The organism is Streptomyces sp. NPDC043853 (assembly GCF_056436025.1).
In genome coordinates this window covers 60,752-87,018 of record NZ_JBWKDJ010000013.1, presented here as the reverse complement: position 1 = coordinate 87,018, position 26,267 = coordinate 60,752, and the positions used below count along the sequence as shown (strand labels likewise).

27 protein-coding genes are annotated in these 26,267 nt (G+C 73.4%); 10 read left to right on the top strand and 17 right to left on the bottom strand.

Going from position 1 to position 26,267, the window contains the following annotated elements:
- The first annotated feature begins 80 nt into the window (after positions 1–80).
- Positions 81–776, top strand: a complete 696-nt coding sequence (locus AC067U_RS28875; RefSeq protein WP_478832722.1) for an MBL fold metallo-hydrolase — start codon at positions 81–83, stop codon at positions 774–776.
- A gap of 344 nt (positions 777–1,120) precedes the next feature.
- On the opposite strand, the gene AC067U_RS28870 is transcribed toward AC067U_RS28875, so the two are convergent.
- Positions 1,121–2,113: an NUDIX domain-containing protein gene (locus tag AC067U_RS28870; protein WP_478832721.1), complete on the bottom strand. Its 993-nt coding sequence runs from the start codon at positions 2,111–2,113 to the stop codon at positions 1,121–1,123.
- A gap of 273 nt (positions 2,114–2,386) precedes the next feature.
- On the opposite strand from AC067U_RS28870, the gene AC067U_RS28865 reads away from it, so the two are divergent.
- Positions 2,387–3,373, top strand: a complete 987-nt coding sequence (locus AC067U_RS28865) for a LacI family DNA-binding transcriptional regulator (RefSeq protein ID WP_478832836.1) — start codon at positions 2,387–2,389, stop codon at positions 3,371–3,373.
- A gap of 3 nt (positions 3,374–3,376) precedes the next feature.
- On the opposite strand, the gene AC067U_RS28860 is transcribed toward AC067U_RS28865, so the two are convergent.
- On the bottom strand, positions 3,377–3,571 hold the full coding sequence (locus tag AC067U_RS28860) for a hypothetical protein (RefSeq protein WP_478832720.1): 195 nt from the start codon (positions 3,569–3,571) through the stop codon (positions 3,377–3,379).
- A 157-nt stretch (positions 3,572–3,728) separates the two neighbouring features.
- Between AC067U_RS28860 and AC067U_RS28855 the strand changes: the two genes are divergently transcribed.
- Positions 3,729–5,999, top strand: a complete 2,271-nt coding sequence (locus AC067U_RS28855) for a WD40 repeat domain-containing protein (RefSeq protein WP_478832719.1) — start codon at positions 3,729–3,731, stop codon at positions 5,997–5,999.
- A gap of 30 nt (positions 6,000–6,029) precedes the next feature.
- On the opposite strand, the gene AC067U_RS28850 is transcribed toward AC067U_RS28855, so the two are convergent.
- The 5 genes from AC067U_RS28850 to AC067U_RS28830 form a co-directional block, all read right to left on the bottom strand.
- The gene (locus tag AC067U_RS28850) at positions 6,030–7,328 is read right to left on the bottom strand and encodes a DUF6986 family protein (RefSeq protein ID WP_478832718.1); all 1,299 of its coding nucleotides are present in this window, start codon (positions 7,326–7,328) and stop codon (positions 6,030–6,032) included.
- Positions 7,329–7,533: 205 nt separating this feature from the next.
- Positions 7,534–8,496 carry an electron transfer flavoprotein subunit alpha/FixB family protein gene (locus AC067U_RS28845; protein ID WP_478832717.1) on the bottom strand — a complete coding sequence of 321 codons (963 nt, stop codon included), beginning with the start codon at positions 8,494–8,496 and terminating at the stop codon, positions 7,534–7,536.
- Between the two features lie 56 nt (positions 8,497–8,552).
- Complete coding sequence (locus tag AC067U_RS28840) at positions 8,553–9,341, bottom strand: electron transfer flavoprotein subunit beta/FixA family protein (RefSeq protein ID WP_478832716.1); 789 nt, start codon at positions 9,339–9,341, stop codon at positions 8,553–8,555.
- 190 nt (positions 9,342–9,531) lie between these two features.
- The gene (locus tag AC067U_RS28835) at positions 9,532–10,053 is read right to left on the bottom strand and encodes a flavin reductase family protein (protein ID WP_478832715.1); all 522 of its coding nucleotides are present in this window, start codon (positions 10,051–10,053) and stop codon (positions 9,532–9,534) included.
- Between the two features lie 151 nt (positions 10,054–10,204).
- Complete coding sequence (locus tag AC067U_RS28830) at positions 10,205–10,579, bottom strand: TlpA family protein disulfide reductase (RefSeq protein ID WP_478832714.1); 375 nt, start codon at positions 10,577–10,579, stop codon at positions 10,205–10,207.
- Between the two features lie 306 nt (positions 10,580–10,885).
- Between AC067U_RS28830 and AC067U_RS28825 the strand changes: the two genes are divergently transcribed.
- Complete coding sequence (locus AC067U_RS28825; RefSeq protein WP_478832713.1) at positions 10,886–11,608, top strand: lysophospholipid acyltransferase family protein; 723 nt, start codon at positions 10,886–10,888, stop codon at positions 11,606–11,608.
- Positions 11,609–11,678: 70 nt separating this feature from the next.
- Here AC067U_RS28825 and AC067U_RS28820 read toward each other — a convergent pair whose 3' ends face one another.
- Together AC067U_RS28820 and AC067U_RS28815 are read right to left on the bottom strand one after the other, a co-directional pair.
- The gene (locus AC067U_RS28820) at positions 11,679–12,416 is read right to left on the bottom strand and encodes a hypothetical protein (protein WP_478832712.1); all 738 of its coding nucleotides are present in this window, start codon (positions 12,414–12,416) and stop codon (positions 11,679–11,681) included.
- A 135-nt stretch (positions 12,417–12,551) separates the two neighbouring features.
- A complete protein-coding gene (locus AC067U_RS28815; RefSeq protein WP_478832711.1) occupies positions 12,552–13,091 on the bottom strand; it encodes a CGNR zinc finger domain-containing protein in 540 nt (179 codons plus the stop codon).
- A 24-nt stretch (positions 13,092–13,115) separates the two neighbouring features.
- Here AC067U_RS28815 and AC067U_RS28810 point away from each other — a divergent pair, with 24 nt between their 5' ends.
- Positions 13,116–14,348, top strand: a complete 1,233-nt coding sequence (locus AC067U_RS28810; RefSeq protein WP_478832710.1) for an MFS transporter — start codon at positions 13,116–13,118, stop codon at positions 14,346–14,348.
- Between the two features lie 5 nt (positions 14,349–14,353).
- Here the strand turns inward: AC067U_RS28810 and AC067U_RS28805 are convergent, their stop codons facing one another.
- The 6 genes from AC067U_RS28805 to AC067U_RS28780 form a co-directional block, all read right to left on the bottom strand.
- Positions 14,354–14,953: a transglutaminase-like domain-containing protein gene (locus tag AC067U_RS28805; RefSeq protein WP_478832709.1), complete on the bottom strand. Its 600-nt coding sequence runs from the start codon at positions 14,951–14,953 to the stop codon at positions 14,354–14,356.
- A 70-nt stretch (positions 14,954–15,023) separates the two neighbouring features.
- Entirely contained in the window at positions 15,024–16,085 is a 1,062-nt protein-coding gene (locus AC067U_RS28800; RefSeq protein ID WP_478832835.1) for a threonine aldolase family protein, read from the bottom strand.
- Complete coding sequence (locus tag AC067U_RS28795; protein WP_478832708.1) at positions 16,082–16,834, bottom strand: SDR family NAD(P)-dependent oxidoreductase; 753 nt, start codon at positions 16,832–16,834, stop codon at positions 16,082–16,084. Before AC067U_RS28795 ends, AC067U_RS28800 begins: the two co-directional genes overlap by 4 nt.
- 26 nt (positions 16,835–16,860) lie before the next feature.
- Positions 16,861–18,273: a DUF6421 family protein gene (locus AC067U_RS28790; protein WP_478832707.1), complete on the bottom strand. Its 1,413-nt coding sequence runs from the start codon at positions 18,271–18,273 to the stop codon at positions 16,861–16,863.
- A gap of 81 nt (positions 18,274–18,354) precedes the next feature.
- Entirely contained in the window at positions 18,355–19,410 is a 1,056-nt protein-coding gene (locus AC067U_RS28785; RefSeq protein WP_478832706.1) for an alpha/beta hydrolase, read from the bottom strand.
- Positions 19,407–20,549: an LLM class flavin-dependent oxidoreductase gene (locus AC067U_RS28780; protein WP_478832705.1), complete on the bottom strand. Its 1,143-nt coding sequence runs from the start codon at positions 20,547–20,549 to the stop codon at positions 19,407–19,409. The genes AC067U_RS28785 and AC067U_RS28780 overlap by 4 nt, the downstream gene beginning before the upstream one ends.
- 49 nt (positions 20,550–20,598) lie before the next feature.
- Here AC067U_RS28780 and AC067U_RS28775 point away from each other — a divergent pair, with 49 nt between their 5' ends.
- Complete coding sequence (locus tag AC067U_RS28775; RefSeq protein ID WP_478832704.1) at positions 20,599–21,258, top strand: PadR family transcriptional regulator; 660 nt, start codon at positions 20,599–20,601, stop codon at positions 21,256–21,258.
- 190 nt (positions 21,259–21,448) lie between these two features.
- Positions 21,449–22,132: a glycerophosphodiester phosphodiesterase gene (locus tag AC067U_RS28770; RefSeq protein WP_478832703.1), complete on the top strand. Its 684-nt coding sequence runs from the start codon at positions 21,449–21,451 to the stop codon at positions 22,130–22,132.
- A gap of 89 nt (positions 22,133–22,221) precedes the next feature.
- Here AC067U_RS28770 and AC067U_RS28765 read toward each other — a convergent pair whose 3' ends face one another.
- Complete coding sequence (locus tag AC067U_RS28765) at positions 22,222–22,755, bottom strand: GNAT family N-acetyltransferase (RefSeq protein WP_478832702.1); 534 nt, start codon at positions 22,753–22,755, stop codon at positions 22,222–22,224.
- A gap of 111 nt (positions 22,756–22,866) precedes the next feature.
- Between AC067U_RS28765 and AC067U_RS28760 the strand changes: the two genes are divergently transcribed.
- Positions 22,867–23,388 (top strand): DUF5134 domain-containing protein, encoded by a 522-nt coding sequence (locus AC067U_RS28760; protein WP_478832701.1) that lies wholly within the window; start codon positions 22,867–22,869, stop codon positions 23,386–23,388.
- A gap of 146 nt (positions 23,389–23,534) precedes the next feature.
- Positions 23,535–24,473 (top strand): M56 family metallopeptidase, encoded by a 939-nt coding sequence (locus tag AC067U_RS28755; protein ID WP_478832700.1) that lies wholly within the window; start codon positions 23,535–23,537, stop codon positions 24,471–24,473.
- Positions 24,474–24,488: 15 nt separating this feature from the next.
- On the opposite strand, the gene AC067U_RS28750 is transcribed toward AC067U_RS28755, so the two are convergent.
- Complete coding sequence (locus AC067U_RS28750; protein WP_478832699.1) at positions 24,489–25,355, bottom strand: alpha/beta fold hydrolase; 867 nt, start codon at positions 25,353–25,355, stop codon at positions 24,489–24,491.
- A 113-nt stretch (positions 25,356–25,468) separates the two neighbouring features.
- Between AC067U_RS28750 and AC067U_RS28745 the strand changes: the two genes are divergently transcribed.
- Positions 25,469–26,134, top strand: a complete 666-nt coding sequence (locus tag AC067U_RS28745; RefSeq protein ID WP_478832698.1) for a phosphatase PAP2 family protein — start codon at positions 25,469–25,471, stop codon at positions 26,132–26,134.
- The last annotated feature ends 133 nt before the right edge of the window (positions 26,135–26,267 follow it).

Genomic DNA, 26,267 nt, shown 5'->3' with positions numbered 1-26,267 from the left:
CCGTGCGCTCTCGGCGTAGGAACTAAGCCCCCGGCGTACAAGCCGCCCGAACCGCCGACGACGGGCATACGGTCGCCGGCATGGATCTTGTCGAAGTACTCCCCGGCCGACTCCACATGCTGCGCTTCCCGATCGGCCAGGCCTATCTCTGGCAGGACGAGGGAGCCCTGACCCTGATCGACGCGGGCAACGCGGAATCCGCCGCCGAGATCGAGCGGGCGATACGTTCGCTCGGCCTGGGCCCGGACCGCCTGGAGCGGATCGTCCTGACCCACTGCCACCGCGACCACATCGGCGCGGCGGAGGAACTGGCCGCCCGCTGGGGCGCGCAGGTGCTGGCCCACCGCCTGGACGCCCCGGCGATCCGGGGCGGGGCCCCGGTCCCGGACCCGGTCCTGCTGGACTGGGAGGTCCCGCTGTACGAGCACGGGCTCACGGTCCCGGAGGCTCCGCCGACCCGGGTGGACGGAGAACTGGAAGACGAGGACGAGCTCCCCTTCGGCGGCGGCGCCCGCATCGTCCACGCCCCCGGCCACACGCCGGGCAGCATCGGCATCCACCTGCCGGAGCACGGCGTGCTGTTCACGGGCGACTGCGTGGCGGGTGTCCAGCAGGTGATGCTGGGTGTGTTCAACGTGGACCGCGCCCAGGCGATCGCCTCCTTCGGCCGACTCGCGGCACTCGCCCCCTCGGTGGCCTGCTTCGGCCACGGCGACCCGCTGACCCAGGACACGGCGGCCACCCTCCGCACAGCCGCAGCAACCACCCCGGCCTGACTCGAACAGGCCCCCATCGCCCTGCGGGACGCCTGCCGGACCAACACCTCGCGGACAGGCCGGAGCGCTACGAAAGGGGGTCGGGGGTGGAGGGTGGGGGTGTCCGGGACACTAAAGCGTGATTTGTGGCGCGCCCCCGCTCAACAACCGGACTCCGCGCAACGCGCCGTAAATCATGCCGTCCCGGACGCCCCCACCCGGAGCCCACGGCCCCCGCACCCGAAGCCGCCCCGCTCCCCCTGCCCGGCCCGGCAGCCAACACCCCCGGCGAGAAGCCATGGCACAGCCCAGCCCAGCCCAGCTCAGCTCCGCCCAGCCCGGCCCGGCCCAGCCCCGCGGCAGTGTCAGCCGACCGGGATCCCCGCCTCCAGGTTCAGGACCGTGCCGCGCTCACGCGCCCGCAACGCCCAGCGGAGCCGGTCGAAGCGGAGCCGTGGCAGCAGTTCCGCCGCCTCGCCCTCCGTCACGAACCGCCACTCCCGCAGCTCCGGCCCCGGCAGCCGCACCCCCGCCACCGCCTCCGCCGACAGCCGCCCCCCGTCGAACAGGAACCGCAGCCCCCCGTACCCCGGCGGCGCAGGCGGCTCCCAGTCGACCAGCAGCAGCCGCGGCACACCGCCCAGGTCCACGCCCAGCTCCTCGGCGACCTCCCGCACCCCCGCACGCGCCGGGGCCTCACCCCGTTCGACGACGCCCCCCGGGAATTCCCAGCCCGGCTTGTACGTCGGGTCCACGAGCAGCACCCGGTCCCGCTCGTCGAACAGCAGCACCCCGGCCGCCACCGTCTCCGCCCGTGGTTCCGGCGTCTGCACGATCTCGCAGACCCCGGCGGCATCCGTTCGCACGGCCTCGGAGATGCGCTCCGCGGCCTCCCGCGGCGACAGCCCGGCGGTGTCCACCACGTACGCATCCGCCGCGAGCCACTCCGGCACCGACGCCGGCACCCGCTCCGGCACCTGCTCCGCCCGCTCCCCCTCCTCCCCCCGCAGGATCGTTTCGCCAGAAACGATCAGCACATGCCGGACCGGGATCCGCCGCGCCGCCAGCCCGCCGAAGATCTCGTCGCGGTGCTCCTGCCGCAGCAGGGCCATCGGAACCACCAGTACCCCGCCGAGCTCCGCCAGCAGCGCCGCGGCGCCGTCCACCACCAGGCGCCGCCACACGGCCAGGTCCTCAGGGTCCGCCCCCTCGACGAGCCGCTTGCCCGGCAGCAGCGCACGCACCGCGTCCGCGATCGTCTCGGGGTCGTACAGGGTGCTGTCCGGGACGAGAGCGGTCAGCTCGCGGGCCGTGCCGGTCATTCCGGCGCCAGGGACGCCGTTGATCCAGACAATCACGATTACCCCTCTTCCGCGGACACTGACGCTGACACTGACGCTGACGCTGACGCCCCAGTGGGCTTGCCCGGAACACCCCGGCAGGGAAACCCGATTGTCGGCCGAGTGCCCGTCCCCGACTGCTTATGCTCGACCTCGGAGCGGGCCCTCCGCTCCGTACCCGTTCCGCACCCGCTCTCCGTATCCGATCCCCCCGCCCACCCCCTCGGAGGTCCCGCCACCGTGCCCCAGTCCCGCCGCCCGTCCGACCCCCGCTACGGCAACCGGCCGACGATGAAGGACGTGGCATCCCGCGCCGGAGTGGGCCTGAAGACCGTGTCCCGGGTGGTGAACGGCGAGCCCGGCGTCACCCCGGAGACCGAACGCCGGGTCCAGGAGGCCATCGAGGCGCTCGGGTTCCGCCGCAACGACAGCGCACGCGTCCTCCGCAAGGGGCGCACGGCCACCGTCGGCCTGGTCCTGGAAGACCTCGCCGACCCCTTCTACGGGCCGCTGAACCGAGCCGTGGAGGAGGTCGCACGGGCGCACGGCGCGCTGCTCGTCAACGGCTCCAGCGCGGAGGACCCGGACCGGGAGCGGGAGCTGGCGCTCGCGCTGTGCGCCCGCCGCGTGGACGGCCTGATCGTGATCCCGGCGGGCGACGACCACCGGTACCTGGAGCCGGAGATACGGGCCGGCGTGGCGACCGTGTTCGTCGACCGCCCGGCCGGCCGGATCGAGGCGGACGTGGTGCTCTCGGACAGTTTCGGCGGCGCCCGCGACGGGGTCGCCCACCTGATCGCCCACGGCCACCGCCGCATCGGCTTCATCGGCGACCACCCGCGGATCCACACCGCCACCGAACGCCTCCGCGGCTACCGCGCGGCGATGGCCGACGCCGGCCTGCCGGTGGACGAGGCCCGGGTGTCCCTGGGCTCGACCGCACCGGAGCGGGTGACGGCGGCGGCCACCACGATGCTGGCCGGCCCCGACCCGGTGACCGCCCTGTTCGCGGGCAACAACCGGGTCACCGTGACGCTGGTCCGGGTCCTGGCCGCCCTGCCCCGCCCGGTCGCCCTGGTCGGCTTCGACGACTTCGAACTGGCCGATCTGCTGCGCCCGGGCGTCACCGTGGTCGCCCAGGACGCGGCGGCCCTGGGCCGGGTGGCCACCGAGCGCCTCTTCGCCCGCCTGTCGGGCGCGGACCTGCCGCCCGAGCGCATCGAACTCCCGACCCGCCTCATCGCCCGCGGCTCGGGCGAACTCCCGCCGCTCCTCTGAGACTCACCGGATCAGTCCGCGCGCCGCGGGCACGACCGCGCCGGCGGCGGTCAGACCGCTGAGCACGGCGAGCGGGGGCCGCACCCCGCCGAGCCCGCTCAGGCAGCCGACGACGAGACCGGCGAACAGGGCGAGCAGCAGGACGACGGCCGTGTGCAGGGTCAGGAAGGGCGGATCCTCGCCCGAAGGTGTGGTCATGCCCCGATGACAGCGCCGGTCCGGTGGGTCCGGGGCATCCGCCGAACGAATCCGGATCACGGCCGGACGCCACCGGACTCCGCGGGGCACCGGTGCCGTTCCGCCCTGTTCGGGATCGTCCGACGGCGGGCCGTCACCGCGCCTAACCTGTGCGGTGATGAACAGCGTGCCTGCATTCAGCAAAGAACTCGCGGCGTTCGCGGCGGACTTGCGCAAACTGCGTTTGGACCGCGGCAATCGGTCGTACCGCGATCTGGCCGCGCGCGCGGCCAAGTCCTCGACGGGCATCCGGCTTCCGGTGTCCACCCAGAGCGATGCGTTTCGCGGGGAACGGCTGCCCGGACTGGACAGGCTCATGGGCCTCGTGCGGATCCTGTACTCCTACGACGAGTTCGGGCAGGAGCGTCCCGTCCCGCCCCACAACTCCGCGGAGTTGGAGCCCTGGCGCCGCCGGTGGCGCGCGCTGGCCGCCCTCGAGGCCGACGCGGCCCGGCGTGCGGGTCCGCCGGCCCCGGCCGCACCCGCGCCGCCGGTTCCGGCACCGGTCGGGGCGGCGGGGGACGGCGGGGAGTTCGCCATCACCCACCGGCTCGTCGGCCACACACGCCTGGTGTGGCGGCTCGCGTTCTCGCCCGACGGCCGCACGCTGGCCTCCGCCGGCAACGACGGGACGGTCCGGTTGTGGAGCACCGCAGACGGCCGGGCCACCGGCGCGCTGACGGGCGACCCGTACGTCCAGCCCGTGCTCCACGTGGCCTTCTCGCCCGTCGGGGACCGAGTGGCCGCGCTCTCCGACAACGGCAGCGCGCACCTGTGGGACGCCCGCACGCTGGCGCCCGTCCCGCTTGCCGGGTGGCACCGGAGCGTGGCCGGAGGCGTGGGTTTCGACGCCGAGGGGCACCTGCTCGGCACGGCCGTGGAACTCTCCGGCCGGCAGCTGGTGGACCTCCACACCGACACGCTGCGGGGTCCCGCCCACGGTTGGTACAGCGGGCAGGCCGACGCCCTCGCCTTCTCGGCGGACGGTCGGCTGCTGGTGATCGCCGAGGGCTGCGACTCCGTCCAGCAGTGGGACACGGCCACCGCCGAGCCCGTCGGCGCATCACTGGCCGGTCACTCGGACAACGTCGAGGCCCTCGCGTACTCCCCCGACGGCCGCCTGTTGGCGACCGGGAGCCACGACACCACTGCCCGGCTGTGGGACGTCGCTACGGGCCGGCCGGTAGGGGCACCCCTGGCCGGGCACGACAACGCCGTGAACGCGGTGGCGTTCTCCCCGGACGCGGCGCTGCTCGCGACGGGGAGCGGAGACCGGACGGTACGGCTGTGGGACACGGCCACCGGCCTCCCGGTGGGCCCGCCGCTGACCGGGCACACCCTCGCCGTCAACGCCATCGCCTTCTCGCCGGACGGACGGCTGCTCGCGACCGCCGGTGATGACGGGACCGTCCTGCTGCACCGGCGCGGCCCCGTCCCCGAGCTCTCGGGGTCGCTGGGCTCTTCAGCCCTCGCGGCGGCCCTGCGCGGGGGGCACGCCGTACCCCTGCCGGCCGTGACGAGCCGGAGTGGTGCGCCGCTGCGCCGGCTCGCCTTCTCACCGGACGGCGGCCGACTCCTCGTCCACACCGCGGACCGGACCGTACTGACCCTGGACGCGGAGACCTGCGAGCCGCTGCCGGAGGTACTGGAGGTGCCGGCGGTCGACCCGTGGGGACTGGAGTTCCCCGCGACGGGCGGCCCGGCGCGGCTGTGGACCGCGGAATCGGCCCCGCCCGGCGTCCTGGCCCATCCCGTGTCACTGCTGCGGAACGTGGCGTTCGGGGCCGACGGCGTGGTCGCCGTGGCCGGGCGGGACGGCGCGTGGTCGACCGTGCGGACCGACGCCGCCGGATCCCTGGCGGCCGTCGAGCCCGACCGGGTGTGGGGCGCATCCCCCGTGGCCCTGTCCGCCGACGGACGACTGGCGGTCGGCAAGGACGAGAGCGTGGTTCTGTGGGACCTGTCCCCGCGGGTTCCCGTGGAGTCCGTTCTGGACGGCCACCAAGCGGACGTACGCACGCTCGTCTTCTCCCCGGACGGCGGCCTGCTGGCCGGCGGCGACCTCGACGGTGAGGTACGGCTGTGGGACCTCACCGCCCGGCCGAGGGTCGGCCGACGACTCACCGGGCACACCGGCCAGGTGTACGGCCTGGCCTTCTCCCCTGACGGCGGGCTGCTGGCCAGTGCGGCTGCCGACGGCACCGCCCAGCTGTGGGACGTCCGGACCGGCGAGTCCGCCGTCGCCCTGCCGTTGACCGGGCACACCTCCGCCGTGTGGGGCGTCGCCTTCTCCCCCGACGCCAGCCTGCTCGCCACGGCCGGGGACGACGGCACCCTGAGGCGCTGGTTGCTGCCGGGTCGGCACACGGGGACGGCCCGGCCCCGGTGAAACCGGAGCCGGGCCGCGGTGGCCCTCAGGTCAGGCGGTGGCCGTCAGGGTCGCCGAGCGGCGCGGGATCGCGAACGCGTCGAGCTCGGCGCGGCTCAGACCGGTCAGGGCGGTGACCTCGTCGGCGCCGACGGCGCCGCAGTCGAGGCCGCGCACCAGGTAGCCGGCCAGGGCCTTGGCGGTGGCGGGCTCGTCCATCACATCGCCCTCGATCTTGGCGACGTACGCCTTCAGGCGGGCGGCGGCGGCCTCCAGGCCCTCGCGGTAGAAGGTGAACACCGCGGCGTAGCGGGTCGGGAGGTGGCCCGGGTGCATGTCCCAGCCCTGGTAGTAGGCGCGGGCCAGGGCGCGGCGGGTCAGGCCGTAGTGCAGCTTCCAGGCCTCGTGGACCTTCTCGGTGGTGCCGATCGGCAGCACGTTGGTGGAGCCGTCGGATACGCGGACGCCGGTACCGGCGGCGGCCACCTGCATGATCGCCTTGGCGTGGTCGGCGGCCGGGTGGTCGCTGGCCTGGTAGGCGGCGGAGACGCCGACGCAGGCGCTGTAGTCGAAGGTGCCGTAGTGCAGACCGGTGGCGCGGCCCTTGGCGGCGTCGATCATGCGGGCGACGGTCGCGGTGCCGTCCGAGGCCAGGATGGACTGGCTGGTCTCGATCTGGATCTCGAAGCCGAGGCGGCCGGGGCGCAGACCGCGGGCGGACTCGAAGGCCTCCAGCAGCTTGACGAAGGCGGAGACCTGCTCGGCGTAGGTGACCTTGGGGAGGGTGAGGACCAGGTTGTCCGGGAGGCCGCCGTGGGCGAGCAGGCCGGACAGGAAGACGTCGGTGGTGCGCAGGCCCCGGTCGCGGACGTTGGACTCCATGCACTTCATCCGGATGCCCATGTAGGGGGCGTTGGTGCCGTTGGAGTAGGCCTCGGAGACGAGCCGGGCGGCGCGGGCGGCGGCCTGGTCCTCCTCCTCGTCGGAGCGGACGCCGAAGCCGTCCTCGAAGTCGATGCGCAGGTCCTCGATCGGCTCGGAGGCGAGCTTGGCGCGGACGCGCTCGTAGACGGTGCCGGCGAGCTCGTCGGAGATGCCGAGGACCTTGCCGAAGGTGGCGGCGTCCGGGGCGTGCTCGTCGAGCGCGGCCAGGGCCTGGTCGCCCCAGCTGCGGATGGTGTCCGCGGCGAAGACGTCACCGGGGACGTAGACGGTGTGAATCGGCTGGCGGGTGCCGGGGTCGCCCGGGTACCGGCGCGCGAGCTCCGCGTCCACCGGTGCGAGGGAAGCGCTGATGCCCTCGCTGACCGCACCTGCGAGGCTCGTCGCCACCTTCTCCTGCTGACCCATCCTGCACACTCCTATTTTCCGCTTCACGGAAGCATTGATCCGCATAGCAGAATTTAGTCAGGTCATTCCGCTCAGTCAATGGTGCATGCAAACGGCCCGGGGCCGCGTGGCGAGCATCACCACGCGGCCCCGGGACCGTATGTCTGCGCAGGTCAGGATGGACCCGGCGGCAGACGCGCCGATTCTTGCGGCCGGCGGCCGGACCTCAGCCCTTGCGGGCCTTGATCTCGTCGGTCAGCTGCGGGACGACCTGGAACAGGTCGCCGACCACGCCGTAGTCGACCAGGTCGAAGATCGGGGCCTCGGAGTCCTTGTTGATGGCCACGATGGTCTTCGAGGTCTGCATGCCGGCCCGGTGCTGGATCGCGCCGGAGATGCCGGACGCGATGTACAGCTGCGGGGAGACCGACTTGCCGGTCTGGCCGACCTGGTTGGAGTGCGGGTACCAGCCGGCGTCCACGGCGGCGCGGGAGGCGCCGACGGCAGCGCCGAGCGAGTCGGCCAGGGCCTCGATGATCGCGAAGTTCTCGGCACCGTTGACGCCGCGGCCGCCGGAGACCACGATCGCGGCCTCGGTCAGCTCGGGGCGGCCGGTCGACTCGCGCGGGGTGCGCGAGGTGACCTTGGTGCCGGTGGCCAGGGCGCCGAAGGTGACGGCGAGCGCCTCGACGGCGCCGGCGGCCGGGGCGGCCTCCACCGGGGCCGAGTTCGGCTTGACGGTGATGACCGGCGTGCCCTTGGAGACGCGGGACTTGGTGGTGAAGGAGGCGGCGAAGGCGGACTGGGTCGCGACCGGGCCCTGCTCACCCGCCTCCAGGTCGACGGCGTCGGTGATGATGCCGGAACCGATACGGACCGCCAGGCGGGCGGCGATCTCCTTGCCTTCCGCGGAGGACGGGACCAGCACCGCCGCCGGGGACACCGCGTCGTACGCGGCCTGCAGCGCGTCCACCTTCGGGACCACGAGGTAGTCGGCGAACTCGGGGGCGTCGGCCGTGAGGACCTTGACCGCGCCGTGCTCGGCGAGGGTCGCGGCGGTGGCCTCGGCGCCGGCGCCCAGGGCGACGGCGACGGGCTCGCCGATGCGGCGGGCGAGCGTCAGGAGCTCGAGGGTGGGCTTGCGGACGGCGCCGTCCACGTGGTCGACGTAGACGAGAACTTCAGCCATGGGACTGCTCTCCTGCGATTGCGAAGTATGAGGGGGCGGGAAGGTGACCGAAGCCCTTAGATGAACTTCTGGCCGGCCAGGAACTCGGCCAGCTGCTTGCCGCCCTCGCCCTCGTCCTTGACGATCGTGCCGGCGGTACGGGCCGGACGCTCGGCGGCGGAGTCCACCGCGGTCCAGGCACCCTCCAGGCCGACCTCCTCGGCCTCGATGTCGAGGTCGGAGAGGTCCCAGGACTCCACCGGCTTCTTCTTGGCGGCCATGATGCCCTTGAAGGACGGGTAGCGGGCCTCGCCGGACTGGTCGGTCACGGAGACGACCGCCGGGAGGGAGGCCTCGAGCTGCTCGCTGGCGGAGTCGCCGTCGCGGCGGCCGGTGACGGTGCCGTCCTCGACCTTGACCTCGGAGAGCAGGGTGACCTGCGGGACGCCCAGGCGCTCGGCCAGGATCGCCGGGAGGACACCCATGGTGCCGTCGGTCGAGGCCATACCGGCGATGACCAGGTCGTACCCGGCCTTCTCCACGGCCTTGGCCAGCACCAGCGAGGTGCCCATGACGTCGGTGCCGTGCAGGTCCTCGTCCTCGACGTGGATGGCCTTGTCGGCGCCCATCGACAGCGCCTTGCGCAGCGCGTCCTTGGCGTCCTCGGGGCCGATCGTCAGGACGGTGATCTCCACGTCGTCGTCCGAGTTCTCGGAGATCTGCAGCGCCTGCTCGACGGCGTACTCGTCGAGCTCCGACAGCAGGCCGTCGACGTCGTCCCGGTCGACCGTCAGGTCGTCCGCGAACTTCCGGTCGCCGGTGGCGTCGGGCACGTACTTCACACAGACAACGATCCTCAAGCTCACGCCGGCTCTCCTACTGCATCGTCTTTTCTGGTGCTGCCTTGTAGCTGGCAGCATAGGCGCCTAATCGGCCGCCTCCCGGTCGGGGCGGCCCGCGCTCCGATCGAAATGTTACTCGTCAGTACAGCGTGCGTTTCGCCAGGTTGCAAGGCCGATGGACTGTGACCTTGCCAACGGAGCGGATCGGGACGATTCAGTCCCGCAGCGCGTTGAAGCGGCCCCCGTGGTACAGGAGGGGACGCCCCTGCCCGCGGCCTTCCCCGAGCGGGTCGCCCGCAATCACTTCCGCGATGACCACCCGGTGCTCCCCCGCCGGGACCCGGGCCACCACCCGGCACACCAGCCATGCCAGCACCCCGTCCAGCAGCGGCACCCCGTGCGGGCCGGAGCGCCAGTCGGTGGACGGGCCGAACCGGTCGGCGCCGCTGCGCGCGAACAGCCCGGCCAGGTCCCGCTGGTGCTCACCGAGTATGTGCACCCCGACGTGGTCCGAGGCGGCCAGCGCCGGCCAGCTGGAGGAGCCGGTGCCCACGGAGAAGGAGAGCAGCGGAGGCTCGGCGGAGACCGAGTTGAGGGAGGTCGCGGTGAAGCCGGCCGGGCGGCCCTCGTGGGCCGCGGTGATCACCGCCACGCCGGCGGCGTGCTGCCGGAAGACCGAGCGGAGCAGCTCGGGTGAGCCCTGCTGGGTCTCGGCTGGTGCGGGCGGGGCCGTCATCGACAATTCCTTCTGTTCGTACCGCGTGCGATCAGCCTGTCGATCACCGGTGTACGGCGTCAAGCGCAGGCCCGCAGATGTCAGACGCGTCACTGACGGGCCCCCGGCGCGCGCTCCCGGGCGTGGACCCCCGCGGCCGCGGCTCCCGCCGTCACACGGCGGCGCCGAGCGCGGCGATCACGTCGGCCTTGCGGGGCATCCCCGTGGCCCGGCGGACGATCCGGCCCGACGCGTCCAGCACCAGCACCGTCGGGGTCTGCTCGACCCCCAGCAGGCGGGTCAGGTCGAGCCGTTCCTCGGCGTCGATCTCGATGTGCGCCACGCCCTCGACCATGGCGGCGACCTCGGCGAGGATCCGCCGGGTGGCCACGCAGGGGCGGCAGAAGGCGCTGGAGAACTGCACCAGGGTGGCCCGCTCCCCCGGCTCGCTGCCGAGTTCCCCGGCCCCCAGCCGGTGCCCGCACCCCGGCCCCTCCGGCCGCCCGTCTGCCCGCTCGTCCGGCCGGCCGTCCCGCTCCGCGCCCACGTACCCTCCCGTTCCTGTCGCCGGTGTGCTCGTACGCTGGTCCGAGCGCCGCGGGGATGCGCCGCATTCCCCGCGCGCTTCACGGCGTGACGAGAATCTCCCGCGGCACGGCCCCGCGGGGTGGCCTGCGGGGGCCGTTTGGGAGACCATCCACGGGGGCGCGTAACCTACGTCGGCGTAACTTGTGCACTCGAAGCACTGCGGAAACACACCGCGTACGTCCCCCCGGGTACGCGGCACCCCTCAAGCACCTACAGCCGGGAGCACCTCCCACCTCCCCAGGCAGAAAGCGGGATGTCCCCCACCATGGCTGAACTCGTCTACCCGCCGGTCATCGGCGCCGCCCACACCCTCTTCAAGGCGCTCGACGTCCGGATCGACATGAAGGGCACCGAGAACATCCCCCGCAAGGGCGGTGCGGTCCTGGTCTCCAACCACATCGGGTACCTCGACTTCATCTTCGCCGGGCTGACCGCCCGGCCGTCCAAGCGGCTCGTCCGGTTCATGGCGAAGGAGTCGGTGTTCCGGCACAAGGTGTCCGGCCCGCTGATGCGTGCGATGAAGCACATCCCGGTGGACCGGGCGCAGGGCGAGGCGGCCTACCAGCAGGCCCTCACCGCGCTGCGCGGCGGTGAGATCATCGGCGTCTTCCCGGAGGCGACGATCTCCCAGTCGTTCACCCTGAAGAGCTTCAAGTCGGGCGCGGTGCGCATGGCGCAGGAGGCCGGCGTCCCGGTGATCCCGGTGGCGCTGTGGGGCACCCAGCGGCTGTGGACCAAGGGCCGCCCGAAGGACCTGCGCCGCAGCCACATCCCGGTGACCCTGCGGGTCGGCGAGCCGATGGAGGCGCCGAAGGACCAGTACGCGGGCGCGCTCACGCGGCGGCTGCGCGGCCGGGTGGAGGAGCTGCTGGACGCCGCCCAGCGCGCCTATCCGGCGCGCCCGAAGGGCACCGAGGACTCCTGGTGGCTCCCGGCCCACCTGGGCGGCACCGCGCCGACCGCGGCCCAGGCGGCCGAGGCGGGCTGACCGTCACGACCCGCGTACGGGACCGCCGCCCCACCGGGGGCGGCGGTCCCGTACGGCGTCACGGGGGACGTCAGGGACAGATGGCGTCCTGCCCGGGCTTCTTCTTGAACTGGTCCGGGAACTTCTTGATGATCCCGCAGGACAGGAAGTCAGCGAAGCCGAGGATGTGGTCGTGCACCTCGTCGTAGTCCTGGATGTCCGCCTCGAAGTCGCCCTGCAGGCGGTGGGTGGCCTCTTCAAGCGTCAGGTCCAGGTGCTCGCGCATCGCGGCGCGGATCTCGTCCCGGGGCCAGAACTTCGGGTTCAGCTCGTGGAGGAAGTCCGCGATCTCCTCCCCGTTGGCGTACCAGGCGGCGATGGCCGCCTGCAGCTGCTGCTGGTCCCCGGCCCTGGCCGCCACCAGGATGTCGACCGCGCCCTGGATGTGCTCCCGGAGGAGCGCGCTCAGCTCGTTGCCGGTCTGTTCGCCGAAGAACGGCTTGAAGGAGTTGCCGAGGTCGTCCTGGTTGCGGAACAGCCGCTGGAGGGTGGGCTGCAGGTCCGGCAGGTTCCCGGCGAAACTCACGATCGAGAGCCGCGTCCAGGTGATGTGGTCCTCCCAGAGTTTGCGCGACTGGTCGTGGAAGGCCAGGCGGGACACCCGGTCCTCACCGCCGCCCGCGGAGCCGGCCGGGGCCGCGCTCGTGCCGGCGATCCCGCCGGCGGTCAGCGTGAGCGCGAGGGCGGCCACGGCCGCGCTCCTGGCGAGGACGGGCGTGCGCCGGGCCCTGTGTGAGGGCCTTCGGGCCGCGCCGGACTGCAGGTTCATCCAGGTCTCCTTCGACGAGGGGGTCGCAGCCAGCCTCATCGCCGTCCGCCGGGAGCGCCTCCCGGCAGCCCCCCCACGGGGTACACGCCTCGGCCATCCGGAGACGGAGCTCTGCGCCGGGCGGGTGGCCTGTGGTCAGCCGGAGGCCGCCTGCCGGCGGCGGTGGGCGGCGACGCGGGCGCGGCCGGAGCAGGAGGCCGAGCAGTAGCGGCGGGGGCTGCCGGGGCCCGTGCCCAGGAAGTAGCGGCCGCAGCCGGCCGCCGGGCAGGCGCCCCAGGCGGTGCGGCCGTGCCCGGTGAGCAGGCCGGCCAGGGCGAGGGCCCCGGAGGCCAGGAACCAGTCGCCCCACCCCGCGCCCTCCCGGTCGACGTGGAGGTGCCAGGCGTGGCCGTCGTGGCGGCTCAGCCGCGGGCGGGCCCCGCAGCCCTCGAAGACCGCGTTGAGGGAGTGCGCGGCGCGGTCGGCGTCGGTTTCGGCGAGCACCTCGCCCATCCGGCGGGCGGCCGCGCGCAGTTCGGCGGCGTCGGCCTCGGTGAAGGCGGGTTCGTCCAGGTCCTGCGGGCTTTCCCCGTGCTGGGCGAGGAGGGCGGCGAGTTCGAGCCGGGGCAGGTCGGGGCTGACGCGGACCGCTTCGGCGATGTCGAGCAGGCGCAGCGCGGGGTCGAAACCGTTCACACCCGCAGTGTAACGTCTTGGGTCATGAAGGCGTTACGGCGATATCTGGGCGCGGCGCTGGCCGCGCGGCTTGCCTCCGAGGGCATGGGGATCGCGCTGGTGCTGCTGGCGCTGGAGCGGACGGGCAGTGCGGCGCACGGGGCGTTCGTGCTGACGGCGTGGCTGGCGCCGCACGTCCTGGCCGCGCCGGTGGCCGGGGCGCTGGCGGCCCGCAGCCGGCGTCCGCGGGTCTTCCAGGTGGGAGCGCTGGCCGGCTTCGCCACGGCCATGGCCGCGCTGGCACTGCTGGTCGGCCGGGGGCCGACGCCGGTGGTGCTCGCGGTGGCCCTGGTCGGCGGCTCCTGCGGGCCGATGGTGACGGGCGGGATGTCCAGCCTGGTCGCGGGGCTGGTGCCGCCAGGCCCCGGACGGGACCGGGCCTACGGCTGGGACGCGGCGACCTACAACGCGGCCTCGGTGACGGCTCCGGTCGTGGTGAGCGCGTGCGCGGCGCTGGGGTCGGCCGGCCCGGCGGTGCTGCTGCTGGCGTCGGGGGCGGCCGTGGCGGCGGTGCTGGCGGCGACGCTGCCGTACGCCCCGGCGGCGGGAGGCGGCGGTTCGCTGGGGTCCGGGATGGCGGCGGGGCTGGCCGCGCTGTGGCGGGTGCGCGAACTGCGCGCGATCACCTCGGCGACCACGCTGGCCTTCGTCGGCGTCGGGGCGCTGAGCACGACCTCGGTCCTGCTGAGTCCGCGCGGCGGCGGCGTGCTGCTGACGGCGTTCGCGGTGGGGGCGCTGACGGGGTCGCTGACCCTGGGCCGGCTCACGTCCGTGGAGCCGGGCCGGCTGGCCCGCTGGGCCCTGGCCGGCACGGGGGCGGCGCTCGCCGCCGCGGCTGCCGGACCGTCACTGCCGGTGGTCGCGGTGCTGTTCGGCGTGGCGGGGGTGTGCGACGGGCCGCTGCTGACGGCCACCCTGCGGCTGCGCTCGGAGCACGCGCCGGCGGGGGCCCGTACCCAGGTGTTCACGCTGGGGGCCGGGCTGAAGGTCACCGCCGCGGCGCTGGGCGCGGCCCTGGCCGGGCTGGCCGCTTCCGCGTCGCCGCGGGGGCTGCTGCTGTGCATCGCCGGGCTCCAGCTCGCCGCGGCGGCGCTGCACCGGGGCGTGCGGGGCCGGTCCCCCGCCGCGCGCTCCGCTCCGGCCGCGGATGCCGCTCCGGCCCTCGTACGGGAGCCGCGGAAGCCGGCACGGAAGGCCGGCTCGGCGGAGCCGGGGTAGGGCCGCTACAGCTCCGTGGGCAGGTTCCGCCAGAGGGCCGGGCGGTCCGGGGACTCCTGGAGCGCCCGGAGCGCGGCCGGGTGCGGGGCGGCGTGGAGGACCGGGTAGTCGGCCTCGCCGAGCTCCGGGCGTACGGGGAAGGCGAGCTGCTCCGGCCCGAGGGAGAACTGGGCGTTCACGCCGGGCTTGTTGCCCCGGGGGTCCTGGCGCGCCCAGGCGTCCTCACCGGGCAGCAGGACGGCGACCAGGCCGTGCACCACCGGATCGGCGCCGTCGTCCTCGGTGAGCCGCTGGTAGCACAGGGCGGTGGGGATGCCGCGGGCCCGCAGCAGCGCGGCCAGCGCGTGGGACTTGGCGTAGCAGATGCCGTTGCGGGTGGCGAGCACGTCGGAGGCGCGCCAGGTGACCCGCATGTCCCCGGAGTCGGCGGAGTGCGGGACGGTGTCGCGGACGAACTCGAAGGCGACCTTGGCGTATGCGTACGCGTCGCCGGTGGCGGTCCAGAGGGCGTCGGCGGTCTCCTGGACCAACGGGTGGTCGTGGTCGATGACTTCGTCCGCCGCGAGGTACGCGGACACGTCGGAATGCTCCTGGATCAGTTCCATGATCCAGGAGCATACCTATGCAGATTTTCGTATGTCTATCGATAACCCGCGGCCGTGGACGGCACGGGGGTCAGCGGGCCATCTCTCCCTTCAGCGCCTGCAGGAAGCCGTCCACGTCCTCGATCTGCGTGTCGAACCCGCACATCCAGCGGACGTGACCGGCCGCCTCGTCCCAGAAGTAGAAGCGGTACCGCTGCTGCAGCCGCCGGGACACCTCGTGCGGAAGCTTCGCGAACACCGCGTTCGCCTGGACCGGGTAGAGGATCTCCACCCCGTCCACCTCGCGCACGCCCGCCGCGAGCCGCTGCGCCATCTCGTTGGCGTGCCGGGCGTTGCGCAGCCACAGGTCCTTGGCCAGCAGGGCCTCCAGCTGCACCGACACGAAGCGCATCTTCGAGGCGAGCTGCATCGACATCTTGCGGATGTGCTTCATCTGCCGGACCGCGTCCGGGTTGAGCACCACCACGGCCTCGCCGAACAGCATGCCGTTCTTGGTGCCGCCGTAGGACAGCACGTCGACGCCCACCGCGTTGGTGAAGGTGCGCATCGGCACGTCGAGCGAGGCCGCGGCGTTGGCTATCCGGGCACCGTCGAGGTGCACCTTCATGCCGAGCGCGTGCGCGTGCTCGCAGATCGCCCGGATCTCCTCCGGGGTGTAGACCGTGCCCAGCTCGGTGTTCTGGGTGATCGACACGACCTGCGGCATGGCCCGGTGCTCGTCCTCGAAGCCCCAGGCCTCCTGGTCGATCAGCTCGGGGGTGAGCTTGCCGTCCGGGGTGGGGACGGCGAGCAGCTTGAGGCCGGCCATCCGCTCCGGCGCGCCGCCCTCGTCCACGTTGATGTGGGCGCTCTTGGCGCAGATGACCGCGCCCCAGCGGTCGGTCATCGCCTGGAGGGCGGTGACGTTCGCGCCGGTGCCGTTGAAGACCGGGAACGCCTCGGCGTACGGTCCGAAGTGGCTGCGGATGATCTTCTGCAGGTGTTCGGTGTACTCGTCCTCGCCGTAGGCGACCTGGTGGCCGCCGTTGGCGAGGGCGATGGCCTCGAGGACCTCCGGGTGGGCTCCCGCGTAGTTGTCGCTGGCGAAGCCGCGCACCGCCGGGTCGTGGTGCCGGCGGGCATCGGTCTTCAGGGTTGCGGGGTGAGCCACAGACGCTGTCCGTTCACTTCCGGGGCGGGCCGCTCCCAGACGCCGACGATGGCCTCGGCCAGCTCCTTGACGTCGGTGAAGCCCGCGAACTTCGCATTGGGACGCTCGGCGCGCATGGCGTCGTGCACCAGTGCCTTGATGATCAGGATCGCAGCCGCCGCGCGCGGGCCGTCCTCGCCCCCAGCCTTGCGGAAGGAGTCCGCCATCGCCAGCGTCCAGGCCTCGGCGGCGGCCTTGCCCGCGTTGTACGCCGCGTTGTTCGCCACCGGCTTGTGCGCGCCGGACTGGCTGACCAGCACGTAGCGGCCGTTGCCGCTGCGCATCAGCCCGTCGTGGAAGGCCATCGAGGTGTGCTGGACGGTGCGGATCAGGAGCTTCTCCAGGAAGTCCCAGTCGCCCAGGTCGGTCTCGGTGAAGGAATTGCTGCCGCGCCAGCCGCCGACCAGGTGGACCAGGCCGTCGACCCGCCCGAACTCCTTCTCGGTACGGGCGGCCCACTCCCTGGTGGCCTCCAGGTCGAGGAGGTCCACCGTGTCACCGGTGACGGTGGCCCCGCCGTGGGCGTAGCGGGCCGCGTCCACGGCCTCGGCCAGGCGGGCCGGGTCCGCGTCGGACGCGACGACCGTGGCGCCGGCCTCGGCGAGGCGGAGCAGCGCGGCGCGGCCGGCCGGGCCGCCGGCTCCGGCCACCGCGACCACGGCTCCGCTGAGCGTCCCGTTCCCGTTGTTCATGTTGTAAGCCTCCTGTGGGCGAGGAATCACGCGGCAGTCGCGCCGGCGTCAGCGAGGTCGGCGTTCTGCGCGGTGATCCCCTTCGTGGAGGCGATCACTCCCTTGAGCTTCTTGGCGAGCGCCTCAAAGAACATGCTGAGCGGAAACTCGTCGGGAAGCACGTCGTCCACGAGCTTCCGGGGAGGCTGCGTCAGGTCCAGCGCGTCCGGGCCCTTGGCCCACTTGGAGCCCGGGTGCGGGGCCAGGTAGGTGGAGACCAGCTCGTACGCCTTGAACCAGTGGACGAGCTTGGGGCGGTCGATGCCGTCGCGGTACAGCTTCTCGATCTCGGCGCACAGCTGGTTGGTGATCCGGGGGGCGCGCTCCCAGTCGATCCGCAGCTTGTTGTCCGTCCAGCGCACGACGTCGTGCTTGTGGAGGTAGGCGAAGAGCAGCTGGCCGCCGAGGCCGTCGTAGTTCCGGTTGCGGTCGCCGGTGAGCGGGAAGCGGAACATCCGGTCGAACAGCACGGCGTACTGCACGTCGCGGCCGTGGACGTTGCCCTCGGCCTCAAGCTGCACGGCCTCCTTGAAGGCGGTGAGGTCGCAGCGCAGCTCCTCCAGGCCGTACATCCAGAACGGCTGGCGCTGCTTGATCATGAAGGGGTCGAACGGCAGGTCACCGTGGCTGTGGGTGCGGTCGTGGACCATGTCCCACAGGACGAAGGCCTTCTCGCAGCGCTCCTGGTCGGTGATCATCGCTGCGATGTCCTCGGGCAGCTCCATGCCCAGGGTCTCCACGGCGGCCTCGGTCACCTTGCGGAAGCGGGCGGCCTCGCGGTCGCAGAAGATGCCGCCCCAGGTGAAGCGCTCGGGGGCCTCGCGGACGGCGATGGTCTCCGGGAAGAGCACGGCGGAGTTGGTGTCGTAGCCCGCGGTGAAGTCCTCGAAGGTGATGCCGAGGAACAGCGGGTTGTCGTACCGGGTGCGCTCCAGCTCGGCGAGCCACTCGGGCCACACCATCTTCAGGACGACGGCCTCGAAGTTGCGGTCCGGGTTGCCGTTCTGCGTGTACATCGGGAACACGACCAGGTGCTGACGGCCCTCGACGCGCTCGGCCGCCGGCTGGAAGGCCAGCAGGGAGTCGAGGAAGTCCGGCACCGGGAACCCGCTCTCGGCCCACTTGCGCAGGTCGGTGACGAGGGCCTGGTGGTAGGCGGTGGCGTGCGGGAGCAGCGGGGAGAGCTCCTCGACGGCGGCGATCACGCGGCGGACGGCGTCCTCCGCGTCACCGCGCTCGGGGGCGCCCTCGGCCTCGAAGTCGATGGAGCCGTCCTTGGACTGCCAGGGGCGGATCTCCTCCACGGCGGCCTTGAGCGCGGGCCACGCGGGGTGGTCCACCACCCGCGACCCGGCGGTTATTACGGCCCCGCCGACGCCCGGCACAAGAGTTTCCGTCATGTCACTTCCTCCACAGGAGAACCTCACGTATGGACAACGTATACATGTGAGGCTCTCCCGCTCAAGAGGGGAAGCCGGAAATTATCCTGTCGTCCCCCTCACTTCACCGGAAGACTTCCCGTGGGCAACCGTGGAGGCGACGGCTCCGCCGATTCTTTCCAGAGCGGTACGTGCCGGGGGCAGGAACTCCGCCAGGGCGAGGAAGCCGTGGAACATCCCGGGGTGGGAGTCGAGGGCCGAGGGCACTCCGTGAGCGCGCAGCGCCCGGTGCCAGGCCACCCCGTCGTCGTGCAGCGGATCGCATCCGGCGACCACCACGTGCGCGGGCGGCAGCGCCGCGAGGGCCTCGCCGGACGCGTGCAGCGGCGAGGCCAGGGCATTGCGGCGGTCGCGGGCGCCGCCGCGGACCCCCAGGTACTGCGCCCAGAACCAGCGGAGGTGGGCGGTGGTGAGGTAGTAGCCGGTGCCGTTGCGCCGGCAGGAGGCGGAGTCCAGGCCGGCCGAGAGCGCCGGGTAGGCGAGCACCTGCAGCGCGACCGACGGGCCGCCGCGCTCCGCGGCCAGCAGCAGCGCGGCCGCCGACAGGGTGCCTCCCGCGCTGTCCCCGGCCACCACCAGGGCGTCCGGGTCTCCGCCGAGTCCGCCGATCTGCTCCCCGGCCCAGCACAGGACGGCGTGGACGTCCTCGACCGGGGCCGGGAAGGGATGCTCGGGAGCCCGCCGGTAGTCCACCGAGACCACGGCGGCACCGGCCGCCCGGCAGAGCCGGCGTGCGGTGGCGTCGTGGGTGTCGAGGTCGCAGAGGACGAAGCCGCCACCGTGGCTGAAGACCACGGTGGGGCGGGGGCCTGACCACTCCTCGGGGTCGGGTAGGTAGATCCGGACCGGGACGGGCGGGGCGCCGGGCGGCCCGGGGACGGTCCGGTCCCACGCCGCCCCCACCGGAGGCGGTTCGCCGGGCGTCCGGGGGGCGGCGGCGAGGATCCGCCGGGCCTCGACGGCATCGGTGACGGCCCCGCCGACGTCGGGGAAGACGGCGGTGAGCGCGTCCACGAAGGGCCGCGCGGCGGGGTCGAGGCGGTCGGCCGGGGCGGCCGGGTCGGGGCGGCCGACAGGGTCGGGGCGGGCGGCGGTCATGCGGCGCCTCCCGGCCGCTCGGCCCCGCGGAAGTGCGGGATGACCTTCTCGCCCCACTGCCGCAGGGTCTCCATGCAGGCCTCCTGCGGCACGGTGCCCATCTGGACCAGGCACATGATCTCGTCGGCCCCGGCGTCACGGAGCCGTTCCACGTAGGCGATGGCGTCGTCGGCGCTGCCGTAGGCGTGGTCGGCGTTGAAGGTGGCGGTGGAGGTGGGCCGTACCGGGATCCGCTGCTCGTTGAGCCGGGCCGCCACCTGTTCCGCGGCCCGGCGCATCTCGGCCGCCTCGTCGGTGCCCTCCACCACCGCCTCGTCGGGCACGCCCGCTCCCCCGTACCAGTGGCCGATGGACTGGGCGAAGAAGCGCTGGCCGCGGATGCCGACCCGGCGGGCCTCCTCGGGGTCGTCGAGCACGATCGTGGGGCACAGCACCGAGAAGTGGTCGTTGACGGCGGTGGAGACGAACCTGCTGCCGTCCCGTCGCGTGCGGGCCGCGTCGTAGACGGCGCGCATCCCGGCGATCGACTCCGGCCCGGCGAAGCCCATGACCAGCGCGCCGATGCCCAGTTCCGCCGCCTGGACGAGGGTCTCCTCGCGGCTGCAGGCGAGGAACAGCGGCGGGTGCGGGGTCTGCGCGGGCCGGGGGAGGATCGGGTGCGGGGCGATGTCGATGAGCTCGCCGTGGTACTCCAGCTCGTCGCGCTGCCAGGCCTTGCCGATGATCCGCAGGGCCTCCTCCACCTCCTGGGCGGTGCGCTGCCGGTCCACCCCGCACAGGGAGGTCTCCTGCTCGGTGCCGCCGCGTCCGGCGCCCAGGTCGAGCCGGCCGCCGGAGAGGAGGTCGAGCATGGCCGCCCGTTCGGCCACCCGGGCCGGGTGGTTGAAATTGAAGGGCATGCACACGACCCCGTGGCCGATGCGTATGGTGTTCGTCCTGGCCGCCACGAAGCTGAGGAACACCTCGGGTGCGCTCATGTGTGCATACCACTTCAGCGAGTGGTGTTCGACGGCCCAGATCCGGTCGAAGCCCATGCGTTCGGCGAGTACGGCCTGCTCGACGCAGTCGCGGATGACCTGATGTTCCCGTTCGACGGTCGGGTCTGCCAGTTGAGCCTCGAAGATCACGGAGAATTTCACGGTGCCTCCAGGGTTGCGTCCCGTGTCCGGCCACACTTCAATTCGGAATATGACTAGTAGTCATAAGCCAAAGAAGCAAGACCTTCCGCCGACCGCGTGGGCGGTCCTCGGGCTGCTCTCGTTCCCGGGCGCCCGCACCGGCTACGAACTGAAGAAGTGGGCCGACTCCTCCCTCCGCTTCTTCTACTGGTCGCCGGCCATCAGCCAGATCTACGCCGAGCTGCGCCGTCTGGAGCAGCTCGGCTACGCCGCCTCCGAGCGCTCCGGCCCGGAGGAGACCCGGACCAAGCGCCGGTACGCCATCACCCCCGCCGGGCGGGAGGCGCTGGCCGGCTGGGCGGCCGGCTCGGCCGAGGCCGGGCCGCCGGTGCTCAAGCACGGGCTGCTGCTCCGGGTCTGGCTGGGGCACCTGTCCGAGCCGGAGCGGCTGCGGGAGATGGTGGCGGAGCACCAGGAGCGCACCCGCGCCGAGCTGGCGTCCGTACGGGAGGCCATGGCGCACGCGGCGGAGGTGCCGGAGTGGGCGTTCCCCGCTCTGGCGCTGCGCTGGAGCGAGCGGCAGCACCTGGCGGAACTGGAACTGGCCGAGGCCCTGCTGGCGGACCTCGCGGCCCTGGAGGTGCGGCCGGGAACGGCCCCCGGCTCTCACCCTGGACCTGAGGTCGAAGGTCCGGGTCAAGCCGATGGGGACGCGCCCACGCCCGGGTGACGCGACCGGCCCGCGCGGGCCCGGAGGCGGCCGGTCCGGCCCTGGCGGGAACCGGCCGGACGGCCCTGCCGGGGCCCTGCACGACCGGTCACATCCCGCTTCCGGCGCACTACGATGCGTCCTCACCCGCGCGGTTCGGTCGGGACACCGGGCCTCGCCGGGAGCCGCCGTCGACGGAAGCGAGAGAACCTTGACTTTCCTCACCATCGGTCACCGCGGAGTCATGGGTGTCGAACCGGAGAACACCCTCCGGTCGTTCGTCCGCGCGGAACGCTCCGGCATGGATGTCATCGGCCTGGACGTACAGGTCAGCAAGGACGGCGCACTCGTCGTCCTGCACGACCCCGATGTGGACCGCACCACGGACGGGTCGGGCGCGGTCGCCGACCTCACCCTGGCCGAGCTGCGCGAGCTCGACGCCGGACTGGGCGAGCGGGTGCCGCTGTTCGAGGAGGTGCTCGACGCGGTCAGGACCCCGCTGCTGGTCGGCGTCGCGGACCGCGGGGTCGCGGCGGCGCTGGCCGCCGTGCTGCTGCGGCTGGACCTGACCGCGCGGGTGGAGGTGGCCTCCGTGCAGGACGCGGCCCTCGCGGAGATCTCCCGGCTGGTGCCGGGTGTGCGGACCACGCTGACGGCCGGCCGGTACGGCGAGGACATCGTGGACCGGGCCCTGGCCGCCGGTGCCGAAACGGTCTCCCTGAACATCCGGCGGCTGACGCTGGAGACCGTGGAGTCCGCGCACACCGCGGGGCTGCGGGTCACCGGCTGGACCGTGAACACCATGGAGCACCTGCGGCTGGTGCGCGCCCTCGAACTGGACGGCGCGGCCACCGACTTCCCCGAGATCCGGCTCACCGGCAGGTTCACCGCCTAGCCGGCCCCTGGTCCCCTGCCCTGCCCGACTCGGACCGGACAGGGCAGGACGGGCGGGACCCGCAGGGCGGACCGGCCCGGGCCGTTGGCCTAGAGGGGCTTCACCAGCAGTTCGAAGGCCAGGTCGTCGCGGCGGGGCCGCCCGAAGCGCTCGTCCCCGTACGGGAAGGGGCTCAGCTCGCCGGTGCGGCGGTACCCGCGCCGCTCGTAGTAGGCGATGAGCTCCTCGCGGATGTTGATCACGGTCATCCGCATCTCCTTCACGCCCCAGTCCTGCGCGGCGTGCCGCTCGGCCTCGGCCAGGATCTCCTTGCCGAGGCCGCCGCCCTGGAGACCGGGCCGGACCGCGAACATGCCGAAGTAGGCATGGTCACCGCGGTGTTCGAGCTGACAGCAGGCCACCAGCCCGCCGTCGCGCTCCACCGCCAGCAGCAGCGAGTCCGGGCTCTCCACGATCGCGCGGACGCCGTCGGGGTCGGTGCGCTGACCGTCCAGGTAGTCCGCCTCGGTGGTCCAACCGCCGCGGCTCTTCTCGCCCCGGTACGCCGACTCGACGAGCTCGACCAGGGAGTCGACGTCGGCTGCGGTGGCGCTGCGGAAGCTGAGGGCTGCGGGCGTGGACATCGGCGGCTCCGTTCATGTGTTCTGCTCGCCGAAGCCTAACCCGGTCCGGCGTGCGGGCGGCGCGGCGCGGGCATCTCTTCCGGTGTCACCGTCGAACCGGGAGGTTCCGCCGTGCACCATTCCGCACCGCCCGTACTGTCCTGGCTGCTGGTGCTGCTGTGCGCGACGAGCGGCGGGTACTGCCTGCTGCGCGGACGCAGAGCGGCGGACCGCGCGGACGGGGTGATGGGGCTGGGCATGGCGGTGATGGCGGTGCCGCAGGCGGCCGGCGCCCGCGGGCTCCACCTCGCGCTCGGGGCGGTGTTCTGCGTCGCCTCGGTGCACGCGCTGTGGCGGTTACGGACCGGGGGGCGCCATCACGCGCACCATCTGGTCGGGTCGCTGGGGATGGTGCACATGGTGTTCTCGCCGGGGGTGGAGCCGCTGACCGGGGCGCTGCTCCTCTACTGCACGGGATACGTGCTGCTGGCCGGTGCCCGGCTGGCGTCGGGACCGGCGGTGGTCGCGGCCGGCGCGGCGGGGGCTGCGGGTGGCGGCGGGGTCGCGGCCGGAACCGGTGCGCCCGACGGACTGACCCGGGCCTGCCGACTCGCCATGGGCATGGGCATGTTCGCCATGCTGCTGACCATGTGACCGCGATAGGACCGCGGTAGGACCGCGATGTGCAACACGGCGCCACCACGGTGCGAGCACCGGCTCCCGCCCAGCGAAACGTGTCGTGCGTCACCAAAGCCACCGGAGCGTACCGGCAGGTAGTCGCCCGCTCATAGGGTGGTCACATGATGGTCTCCGCCGTTCTGCTGCTGCTCGGCGCGCTGACGGCCGTCGTGGCCCCCCGGTTGCTGGGCCGCGCGGCATGGCCCGAACGCGAGCCGGTGGTGGCGTTGTGGGCGTGGCAGTGCGCGGTGGCCGGGGTGCTGCTCTGTCTGGGCCTGTCGATGCTGCTGAGCGCGGCCACGGCCTGGCAGGAGGTGCGCGGGCGGCTGTTCGCGTCGGCCCCGCACGGGGTGGCCGAGGCGTACGGGCCGGTCACCGGCGACCCGTGGGCAGCCGGGACCGCGGTGGTGCTGGCCGGCGGTGCGGTGTGGACCGGGGCGATGCTGACCCGCGAGGTGCTGCGGGCACGGGCCCGGCGGCGCGCCCGCCGGTCCGAACTGCTGGTGCGGGCACCGCTGTTGCCCGGAGAGGACCCGGGTCCGGTACGGCTGGTCCTGCTGGAGGGCGAACGGCCGGGAGCGTGGTGGGTGCCGGGGGCGGCCCCGCAACTGGTGGTGACCACCGCCGCGTTGAACCGGCTGAAGGGACGTCAGCTGGACGCCGTGCTCGCGCACGAGCAGGGACACGCGGTCGCCCGGCACGAGTGGCTGCTGAACTGCTCGCGCGCGCTGTCGGGGGCGTTCCCGCAGGTGCGGGTGTTCGCCGCGTTCCGCGAGGAGATGCACCACCTGGTGGAGCTGGCCGCCGACGACGTGGCCTCGCGCCGGTTCGGCCGGCTGACCACCGCGCTGGCGCTGGTGGGGCTGAACGAGGACCGGGGCGTGTTCGGGCCGTGGGCGCCGCCGGAGGCGCACGTCCCGCAGCGGGTCAACCGGCTGCTGGCAGCGACCCCGCGGCTGTCGCCGGGCCGCCGGCTGGGCCTGACCGCGGCGGCGGCCCTGGTGCCGGCGCTGCCCCTGCTGGTGGCCTTCGGGCCGGGGCTCAGCGCCCTGACCCGGTAGGCCGCGTCTTCCGGATCAGGCCGGACCGGTGTGCGCGAGGATCTCGGTCACCACGGTGTCCCAGACCTCGCGCGGCGGCATCTGGTGCCCCATGCCGGTGAGCGGGACCAGCCGCGCGCCGGGGATCTCCCGGGCGAGCGCCTCGCCGTGGCCGTACGGGAAGAGCGGGTCCCCGGTGCCGTGCAGCACGAGCGTGGGGGCGACGATCGTACCGAGCCGGTCCCGCACCGGGGTGCCGCCCTCGATCAGCCAGTGGTTGCCGGCGGCGGCCGGCACGGGGCTGCGGCCGAAGGCCCGCCCGGCGGTCCGCCGCAGGGATTCCTCGTCGACCGGGATCGTGCCCGCGAAGGCGTGCTCGACCTTCACGAAGTGGTCGACCACCGACTCCCGGTCGGTCCAGTCCGGCCCCTCGCCCGGCTCTGCGAGGGCCTTCGCCAGCTCGTGGCTCATCGGCGGCAAGTCGGGGTGTTCCGGCCCGCCGGGGCCGCCCGGACTCGTGGCGATGAGGGTGAGCGTCGCCACCCGGTCGGGGTGCTCGATCCCGAGCCGCTGGGCGATGCCGCCGCCCATGGAGATGCCCACGAGGTGCGCCGCACGGATGCCGAGTGCGTCCAGGACGCCGAGCGCGTCGGCGACCAGGTCCGCCTGCCCGTACCCGGGGGCCCCGACCGGCCAGGTCGTGGAACGTCCGGTGTCGCGGGTGTCGTAGCGCACCACGTACCGGCCGCCGTCCGCGAGCCGGGCCACGAACTCCTCGTCCCACCAGTCCATCGTCGCCTCGGCCCCTGAGATCAGCAGGAGGGCCGGCGCGGCCGGGTCCCCGAACGTCCGGGCCGCCAGGTCCACTCCGTTCACGTGCAGCATCCGCTCCGGCGTCGGCATGACACCACCTCCACGGTTCGACGGCTTCCCCCTCGACATGATCCGACACGGCCGTGCGCCGGCGGTGTGCGGCGCCCGGACAGGGCGGCGCCCCGGTGCGAGGATGCCGAGCTATGCGGAGCACCACCGATCGGTTGAGACGGGCCTGCGCCGGCTGCGTACTGCTCGCGGCGGCACTGACTCTGCTGGTGGTCCTGCGGGTGCCGCCGCTGGTCCGGTTCGACCTGTGGACCGCGGAGGCGCTGCACGGGTATGCCGTCGCCCATCCGGCGGTCACCGCCGTCAACCGGGTGCTGAGCGACTGGGTGTGGGACCCGTGGACGATGCGCGCCCTGCTGGTGGCGGTCTGCGGGTGGCTGTGGTGGCGGGGCGAACGGGCCCTGTCCGTCCGCTTCCTGCTGACGCTGGTGGCGGCCGTGGTGGTGCAACAGGTGGTAAAGGCGGCGGTCGGGCGTGAAAGGCCGCTGTGGCCGGACCCGTTGGACAGCGCCGACTACGCGTCCTATCCGTCGGGGCACGCGCTGACCGCGACGGTGGTGTGCGGTCTGCTGCTGTGGCTGGTGCCCGGCTCGCGGTGGGCGTGGGGGGCGGCGCTCGTTTCGGTGCTCGGGGTCGGGTTCACCCGGGTCCACCTCGGTGTCCACTGGCCGTCCGACGTGCTCGGCGGCTGGCTGATCGGGGCCGCCCTGGCGCTGGCGGCGCTGTCCGGGGCGGAGCGCCACGCTCCGGGGGGCCCTCTTCTCCGGCGGCCCGGCAGCGGGGATCCTGACAGCGGCTGACAACGGCGCGGCCGGCCGGCACCGGTGCCGGCCGGCCGCGCCGGTCCGCGGAACCCCAAACACCGCCAGACCCCCAGACCGCCCGACCACACGACCCCAAGAACTCTCCGTCTATGGGGGGGCCTCCGTGTCT

What these genes read in the sequence shown, in the direction of transcription:
- AC067U_RS28860 (WP_478832720.1), bottom strand. Translation starts at nt 3,571, where the DNA reads ATGACCACACCTTCGGGCGAGGATCCGCCCTTCCTGACCCTGCACACG.
- AC067U_RS28845 (WP_478832717.1), bottom strand. Translation starts at nt 8,496, where the DNA reads ATGGCTGAAGTTCTCGTCTACGTCGACCACGTGGACGGCGCCGTCCGC.
- AC067U_RS28855 (WP_478832719.1), top strand. Translation starts at nt 3,729, where the DNA reads ATGAACAGCGTGCCTGCATTCAGCAAAGAACTCGCGGCGTTCGCGGCG.
- AC067U_RS28875 (WP_478832722.1), top strand. Translation starts at nt 81, where the DNA reads ATGGATCTTGTCGAAGTACTCCCCGGCCGACTCCACATGCTGCGCTTC.
- AC067U_RS28765 (WP_478832702.1), bottom strand. Translation starts at nt 22,755, where the DNA reads ATGTCCACGCCCGCAGCCCTCAGCTTCCGCAGCGCCACCGCAGCCGAC.
- AC067U_RS28820 (WP_478832712.1), bottom strand. Translation starts at nt 12,416, where the DNA reads ATGAACCTGCAGTCCGGCGCGGCCCGAAGGCCCTCACACAGGGCCCGG.
- AC067U_RS28790 (WP_478832707.1), bottom strand. Translation starts at nt 18,273, where the DNA reads ATGACGGAAACTCTTGTGCCGGGCGTCGGCGGGGCCGTAATAACCGCC.
- AC067U_RS28785 (WP_478832706.1), bottom strand. Translation starts at nt 19,410, where the DNA reads ATGACCGCCGCCCGCCCCGACCCTGTCGGCCGCCCCGACCCGGCCGCC.
- AC067U_RS28775 (WP_478832704.1), top strand. Translation starts at nt 20,599, where the DNA reads ATGACTAGTAGTCATAAGCCAAAGAAGCAAGACCTTCCGCCGACCGCG.
- AC067U_RS28835 (WP_478832715.1), bottom strand. Translation starts at nt 10,053, where the DNA reads ATGACGGCCCCGCCCGCACCAGCCGAGACCCAGCAGGGCTCACCCGAG.
- AC067U_RS28850 (WP_478832718.1), bottom strand. Translation starts at nt 7,328, where the DNA reads ATGGGTCAGCAGGAGAAGGTGGCGACGAGCCTCGCAGGTGCGGTCAGC.
- AC067U_RS28825 (WP_478832713.1), top strand. Translation starts at nt 10,886, where the DNA reads ATGGCTGAACTCGTCTACCCGCCGGTCATCGGCGCCGCCCACACCCTC.
- AC067U_RS28805 (WP_478832709.1), bottom strand. Translation starts at nt 14,953, where the DNA reads ATGGAACTGATCCAGGAGCATTCCGACGTGTCCGCGTACCTCGCGGCG.
- AC067U_RS28795 (WP_478832708.1), bottom strand. Translation starts at nt 16,834, where the DNA reads ATGAACAACGGGAACGGGACGCTCAGCGGAGCCGTGGTCGCGGTGGCC.
- AC067U_RS28745 (WP_478832698.1), top strand. Translation starts at nt 25,469, where the DNA reads ATGCGGAGCACCACCGATCGGTTGAGACGGGCCTGCGCCGGCTGCGTA.
- AC067U_RS28755 (WP_478832700.1), top strand. Translation starts at nt 23,535, where the DNA reads ATGATGGTCTCCGCCGTTCTGCTGCTGCTCGGCGCGCTGACGGCCGTC.
- AC067U_RS28865 (WP_478832836.1), top strand. Translation starts at nt 2,387, where the DNA reads ATGAAGGACGTGGCATCCCGCGCCGGAGTGGGCCTGAAGACCGTGTCC.
- AC067U_RS28810 (WP_478832710.1), top strand. Translation starts at nt 13,116, where the DNA reads ATGAAGGCGTTACGGCGATATCTGGGCGCGGCGCTGGCCGCGCGGCTT.
- AC067U_RS28750 (WP_478832699.1), bottom strand. Translation starts at nt 25,355, where the DNA reads ATGCCGACGCCGGAGCGGATGCTGCACGTGAACGGAGTGGACCTGGCG.